This window comes from Pseudonocardia sp. McavD-2-B (genome assembly GCF_024124365.1).
In the GTDB taxonomy this organism is placed as follows: domain Bacteria; phylum Actinomycetota; class Actinomycetes; order Mycobacteriales; family Pseudonocardiaceae; genus Pseudonocardia; species Pseudonocardia alni.
Genome location: NZ_JAMXSG010000402.1, coordinates 1 through 3,818, shown reverse-complemented (window position 1 = coordinate 3,818; position 3,818 = coordinate 1). Strand labels below are relative to the sequence as shown.

6 protein-coding genes are annotated in these 3,818 nt (G+C 75.6%); 3 read left to right on the top strand and 3 right to left on the bottom strand.

The annotated features are described in order from the left end of the window. Window positions 1–87: 87 nt before the first annotated feature. A complete protein-coding gene (gene cei, locus NH602_RS29185; RefSeq protein WP_253069489.1) occupies window positions 88–717 on the bottom strand; it encodes an envelope integrity protein Cei in 630 nt (209 codons plus the stop codon). Next, complete coding sequence (locus tag NH602_RS29180) at window positions 717–1,802, bottom strand: phosphotransferase (RefSeq protein ID WP_253069488.1); 1,086 nt, start codon at window positions 1,800–1,802, stop codon at window positions 717–719. The genes cei and NH602_RS29180 overlap by 1 nt, the downstream gene beginning before the upstream one ends. A gap of 313 nt (window positions 1,803–2,115) precedes the next feature. Here NH602_RS29180 and NH602_RS29175 point away from each other — a divergent pair, with 313 nt between their 5' ends. Beyond that, window positions 2,116–2,418, top strand: coding sequence for a DUF4193 domain-containing protein (locus NH602_RS29175; protein WP_010223990.1), 303 nt, complete (start codon window positions 2,116–2,118; stop codon window positions 2,416–2,418). A 73-nt stretch (window positions 2,419–2,491) separates the two neighbouring features. Here NH602_RS29175 and NH602_RS29170 read toward each other — a convergent pair whose 3' ends face one another. Further along, window positions 2,492–2,989, bottom strand: coding sequence for a DUF3093 domain-containing protein (locus NH602_RS29170; protein WP_253069487.1), 498 nt, complete (start codon window positions 2,987–2,989; stop codon window positions 2,492–2,494). Window positions 2,990–3,014: 25 nt separating this feature from the next. Between NH602_RS29170 and dut the strand changes: the two genes are divergently transcribed. Both dut and NH602_RS29160 read left to right on the top strand, forming a co-directional pair. Then, entirely contained in the window at window positions 3,015–3,530 is a 516-nt protein-coding gene (gene dut, locus NH602_RS29165) for a dUTP diphosphatase (RefSeq protein ID WP_083474710.1), read from the top strand. Then, the coding region (locus NH602_RS29160; RefSeq protein ID WP_253069486.1) for a hypothetical protein at window positions 3,531–3,818 on the top strand (288 nt) is incomplete at its 3' end. It abuts the gene before it with no gap.

Sequence of the window (3,818 nt, the reverse complement as noted above, 5' to 3'; positions counted from 1 at the left end):
TGTCGCCGACGTAGTGGAAGCCCCACACCGCCGCAGCGGCGCCGACACCGTCTGAGCGGTCCGGACGACCGCTCGGACGGTCGCGGCTCAGCAGGTCGCGGCGCGGGCCTGGGCCAGCAGGCCCGGGTCCGCCCGCGGACCGCCCTCGGTCCCCGGCGCGGACAGCTGGTCCAGCACGTCGCGGGCCGCGCGGCCCGGTGCGACGTCGGTGAACGCCGACCCGACGACGACGTCGACCACCGCGCCCTGCCGGTCGTCGCGGATCAGCTCGACGCACGGCAGCGCGAGCGCCAGCGTCGACGCCGACGCCGCACCGGCCGGACCGAAGCGCAGCTGCCCGATGCAGCCCAGGTCCCCCTGCGGGAACGCGGGGTCGTTGCCCGGCGTCCCGGCCTCGCCGAACTGCAGGTCCTTCAGCTCGGCCGAGACCAGGTTCGCCTGCCCGCGCTGCCCACCGGCGTTGAGGACCTGGAAGCGGACGTCGTCCGGGGCGGTGGGGGCGGCGGAGTCGAGCTCGGCCCGGTCGATCTCGGAGCCCGCCAGGGTCCCCGACGACGGAGCCGGGCAGTTCGTCGACGCCGAGCCGTCCGAGGCGGTGCCCAGCACGACCGCCCACGTGGCCACGGCCAGCACGGCGAGCAGCGCGGTGGTGACCAGGATGGGGCGGGACCGGCGCCGCTCGTAGGGACGGTCGCCGCGGGTACGGGTGGGAAGCATCAGAACGACCCTCCGTCCAGGACGTGGTGTCCCAGCGCGACGAGCGGGCCGACCGACCCGTCGAGGCCCTCGGCCATCTCCTCGGGCACCGACCCGGCCCGGACCCGGGCCAGGATCCCGGCGAGCACGACGGCCAGCTTGAACGCGCCGAACCCGACGTACCAGGGCAGCGGGCCGGCGTCGAGGCCGGTGCGCGCGGTGTAGCCCCCGACGAGCTCGCGCCGCGTCGGGAAGCCGAGCAGGCCGGTCGGGCTCGGCAGCGGCTGGGCCGCGGACCAGACCGCGTCGTCGCCGTCCTGCTTCCAGTAGACGAGCAGCAGCCCGAGGTCGGCCAGCGGGTCGCCGAGGGTGGACATCTCCCAGTCCAGCACCGCGCGGATGCGGCCGGGGTCCTCGGCGTCGAACACGCAGTTGTCGAGCCGGTAGTCGCCGTGCACGACGGTGTGCCGCTGCGCGGCGGGGACGTCGGCGGCCAGCCGCTCGGACAGCCGGGTGAGCTCGGACTCCTCGTCGGCGTCGACGGGGACCGGGTCGTCGCCGTCGCGGGCGGCGGCCCACTGCGTGCCCCAGCGCCGGATCTGGCGCTCCATGAAGCCGTTCGGGCGACCGAAGTCACCCAGCCCCGCCGCGGCCGGGTCGACGGCGTGCAGCGCGGCCAGCACGTCCACCAGCGCGTCGCCCGCGGCGCGGCGCTGCGCCTCGGTGGACGCCCAGCCCTCGGGCAGGTCGTCGAGCGGCACGACGCCGTCGACGAGCTCCATCACGAAGCAGGGGGCGCCGAGCACGTCGCCGTCGTCGGCGGCCAGCACCGCGGGGACGGGCACGGCGCTCGGCCCGAGAGCGGAGATCACGCGCTGCTCGCGGCCCATGTCGTGGGCGGTCGCGGCGACCTCGCCGACCGGCGGACGACGCAGCACGACGGCGCCGGCGGGGGAGGAGACCCGGTAGGTCAGGTTGGACCGCCCGGCGCCGATCGAGGTGAGCTGCGCCTCGCGCCACCGTTCGTCGCCGAGGGCCGTGGACAGCCACGCGCCGACGGTGGCGGGGTCGGCACCGGGCGTGGGCGTGCGGGCGCTCGTCGTCACACCGGGCGACACTAGTGCGCCCGGCGGCGCCCGCGCCCGGGCGACACCCGGCGTGATCGGGGGACTCGCCGCGACGCCCGCCGGACGCTGGGCTACCCTCCCCGCCGCCGGTGCCGGACCGGCCGCGACAGGACGCGCGACGGACGAGCCACCCGGACCTGCGGGGAAGGTGAGACCGGCGTCACTCCGGGAGCCGGGCACAAACCCGCTTCCCGCGACGTTCCTCAGCGGCACGCGACGACCAACCGATGCGAAGTACCGCTGTTCGAGGGCCGAATCGAGCAGCACGGACGTAAGGCAAGGGTGAGACCTGATGGCGACCGACTACGACGCCCCACGTCGCAATGAGGCCGACGAGATGGCCGAGGACTCGCTCGACGAGCTCAAGCAGCGCCGCAACGAGGCGCAGTCCGCGGTCGTCGACGTCGAGGAGACCGACACCGCGGAGAGCTACGAGCTCCCGGGCGCGGACCTGTCGGGCGAGGAGCTGACGGTGAACGTCCTGCCGAAGCAGGCGGACGAGTTCACCTGTGCGAGCTGCTTCCTGGTGCACCACCGGAGCCGTCTCGCCAGCACCTCGGGCGGGCAGTTCCTCTGCCGCGACTGCGCGGCCTGACCGGGCCCGCACTGCGGGACCACGACGACGGGCCCCGGCGGATTCCGCCGGGGCCCGTCGTGTGTCCGCGGGGTCAGCTCTGCTGGGGGTGCGGCGCCTGCGCGACGATCGCCGCCCGCAGCGCGTCGGGACGGCGCGTGCTGAGCACCCAGTAGGGCTCGTCGCGGCCGGTCGCCTGGACCCGCACCAGCGGCCCCACCCACGCCCGGTGCAGCACGTAGGCCTGCGGGTCGAGGTCGGGGCCCATCGCCTGCTGCTTGTCGGCGCGCGCGACGGTGTCGGTGACCCCGGCCGCGGACAGCGGCAGCTCCCGGCCGTTCGAGATCAGCACGCCGTCGCGGACGGTGGTGCGGCTGCGGCCCATCCACCACAGGACGCCGACGCACAGCGGCACCATGACCAGATAGCCCAGCCACGCCCGCAGGCCGGGATAGCCCATGTGGATCTGCGCGCCCATCAGGACACCGAGCCCGACGGCGAGCAGGTACCACCACACCGGGACGGACAACCGCTCGTCGAACGCAGCAGGGCCAGCCGTCGCAGAGTCGGTCTCCGGAACCCGTTCGCTCACGAGGCCCAGGGTAGCGTCGCCCGCCGTGCCCGGTTCCGTGCCCGCTCCCCCGGACCAGCCGCCGGCAGCAGCGTCCGTCGACGTCCTGCTGACGCGGCTCGACCCCGACGTCCCCCACCCCGCGTACGCGCGGCCCGGGGACGCCGGGGCCGACCTCGTGACGACCACCGACGTGGTCCTCCAGCCCGGGCGCCGGGCGCTCGTCGGGACCGGGGTGGCGATCGCGCTGCCCGAGGGCTACGCCGGGTTCGTGCACCCGCGGTCCGGCCTCGCGGCCCGCTGCGGGTTGTCGATCGTCAACGCGCCCGGCACCGTGGACGCCGGGTACCGCGGCGAGATCACGGTGTGCCTGGTCAACACCGACCCGGACACGCCGGTGGAGTTGCGCCGGGGGGACCGCATCGCGCAGCTGGTGGTGCAGCGGGTCGAGACGGCCCGGTTCGTGGAGGTCACCGCGCTGCCCGCGTCGGTACGCGGCGCCGCCGGTCACGGCTCGACCGGCGGGAACGCCGCGCTCGTCGCCGGGGGAGGGGACCAGTAGATGCCGGGACGCGCACGCGGTCGGATGTTCGACATCCGTCCCGAGGACGGGGTCGAGGACACCGGGACGGGTGCCTATCCGGGCTATCCCGGCTACGGCGACTCCGACATCGACGACTTCGACGACTACGCCGACCACTACGCCGAGCAGGACGTCCGTCGCGTGGCGCCGCCGGTGAACGGCGCGGCCCCGCGCAACGGCTCCGGACCCGGTGCGCCGAACGGCAGGCCGCCCGCGCCGGGGCGCAACGGCCCCGTACCCGCCGCCGGCCGCCCGGTACCGGGGAAC